Source organism: Arthrobacter sp. CAL618 (genome assembly GCF_000468215.1).
Classification (GTDB): Bacteria; Actinomycetota; Actinomycetes; order Actinomycetales; family Micrococcaceae; genus Arthrobacter_D.
This window is the reverse complement of the sequence record NZ_ASZW01000279.1, coordinates 1-1,991: the sequence shown is the minus strand read 5'-3', so window position 1 is coordinate 1,991 and position 1,991 is coordinate 1. Positions and strand designations below refer to the sequence as shown.

The 1,991-nt window shown below is 59.8% G+C and carries 3 protein-coding genes; 1 reads left to right on the top strand and 2 read right to left on the bottom strand.

The genetic code is table 11. The annotated features are described in order from the left end of the window. The first annotated feature begins 52 nt into the window (after positions 1–52). The gene (locus K728_RS23395; protein WP_024477441.1) at positions 53–259 is read left to right on the top strand and encodes a DUF6994 family protein; all 207 of its coding nucleotides are present in this window, start codon (positions 53–55) and stop codon (positions 257–259) included. 10 nt (positions 260–269) lie between these two features. Here K728_RS23395 and K728_RS0117200 read toward each other — a convergent pair whose 3' ends face one another. Together K728_RS0117200 and K728_RS0117195 are read right to left on the bottom strand one after the other, a co-directional pair. Beyond that, a complete protein-coding gene (locus K728_RS0117200) occupies positions 270–470 on the bottom strand; it encodes a hypothetical protein (protein WP_156911381.1) in 201 nt (66 codons plus the stop codon). A gap of 264 nt (positions 471–734) precedes the next feature. Continuing rightward, a protein-coding gene (locus K728_RS0117195; protein ID WP_237742176.1) for an IS3 family transposase occupies positions 735–1,991 on the bottom strand; the annotation gives its coding sequence in 2 pieces (ribosomal slippage) (positions 735–1,696 and positions 1,696–1,991; 1,258 coding nt annotated over the 2 pieces). This gene is flagged as partial in the annotation.

The window sequence follows — 1,991 nt, the reverse complement described above, 5'->3', positions numbered from 1 at the left end:
GGTTTGGCTCGTCAGGAATATTCACCGGCCCACCTAATACACCGCCCGGGGGATGAGACTACGGGTCGCGAACCGGATGGACCTGACTCCAGAATGCAACCGGAACCACTTCCCTGAAGAGCCATCCAGTCCCTCGCTAATCGCTAGTGTCATCACTAACTACACGGACTTCTTGGAACTCATTTGCACCTTCGAGCAGTTCGTGGAGTTCTTCCACCTCCAGGACCTCGTGACGCGCCTGCGGGCCGTCCCGGATTGAACGTTACTGACTATTCTGTGTACGTGAAAAACCAGTCATTCTGATGCGGAACAATTCTCGCTAGGTCTGTCGAAATCTCGATGTCGTATGCCGCGGCAAGCATTCCAATCCGCTCCCCGACCGCGTCTCGAAGATGATCTAGAACTCTCTTGAGGGCCGCGAGGTCTACGGGACCCGGCCGGTTGAGGTTCGCCTCGGCCAACTCACTCATAAAAGTCCTAAACGCGTTTCGGATCATTTTCAGTTCCGACTTAAGTTCCGACCCGAGTCTAGGAGCCCTTAAAAGGGTGCCGATAAACTCCCGTACGTGGCCTGCCGAGGCAGCACAATGCAACGCACCCTCACGGGCGTGATCCTCTTGTCCTCGAGCTTGATCAAATGGACTGCGATGTCCCTGTCGCTCGGCACAATGTCCCACTGCAACCCACCCCATGGCGAGCTGAGTGAAGCGCTCTGGGTTTGATGGAGACTCGCGCTATTTGATTTCCACCAGTTGATTGATGGTGGTTTTGCCAGCATAGAACGCCTGCTCGAATTCTGCGGGCGGAATGTCCCCTAGGTAGCCATGGAGACGTTCGGTGTTGTGCCAGTGAACCCATCCCAGAGTCGCTAGCTCGAGGTCTTCAACCGTCTTCCACGGACCAGGTCGGGCGGGGCCGCGGACGAGTTCGGTCTTGAAATAGCCATTCACGGTCTCGGCCAGCGCGTTGTCGTAGCTGTCGCCGACGGTCCCGATCGATGGTGTCGCACCGATTTCAGCGAGACGTTCGCCGTAGCGAATTGACGTGAATTGACTGCCCGCATCGCTGTGACAGCGCAGGTCATCGTGGTGGGTGCCCCTGCCCCACCGTGCCATCTCGATCGCGTCGAGGACCATCTCGGTGCGCATGTGCGAAGCGCACCGCCACCCGACGATCATCCGGCTGAACACGTCAATGATGAAGCAGACATACGCGACACCAGCCCACGTCGGAACGAAGGTCAGATCGGTCACCCAAAGCCGGTTCGGGGCCACCGCGGTGAACTCACGGTTCACCAAGTCCGGGTGCCTCCTCCCGGCTGGATCTGGGCGCGTCGTCTTCACACGCTTTGAACGCCTCGCACCTTCGATGCCGGCGGCGCGCATCAGCCTGCCAGTCTGGTCCCGGCCGATGTCGATCCCGGCGCGACGGGCTGCTTTCCAGAGTTTGCGGACCCCGTAGACACGATAATTGTCTTCCCACAGTCTGATCAGATCCGGGGTCAGGACTGCATCGCTGACAGCTCGCGCCGATGGTGCGCGGTTCTTCGTGGCGTAATAAGTGCTCGGAGCCACCTGCAGCAGCGTACAGATAGGCTCGACTCCGAGCCGTCGTCCCTCGACAACGTCATCCTTGTTCGCGTCGATGAACGAGACTATTTCCGATATTGGCGGTCGAGCTCCGCCCCGAAGAAACTCGCGGCCCGCTTAAGGATTTCATTCGCCCGACGCAGCTCACGGTTTTCCTGCTCAAGCTCACGCACCCGCCTGGCCTCCGAGGTACTCACCCCTGGGCTCTGGCCATCATCAACATCCGCCTGCCGCACCCACGCCCGCACCGACTCAGTACCGTATCCCAGCTGCGACGCGACCCGCTGCACCGTTCCATGCTCGGTCCCCAGCTCCGCCCGCAAAGTCCGCACCATCCGGACTGCAGCAGCTTTCTCCTCCGGCGAATACCGACGTGCCGTCGACTTCCCAGATCCCTGACTC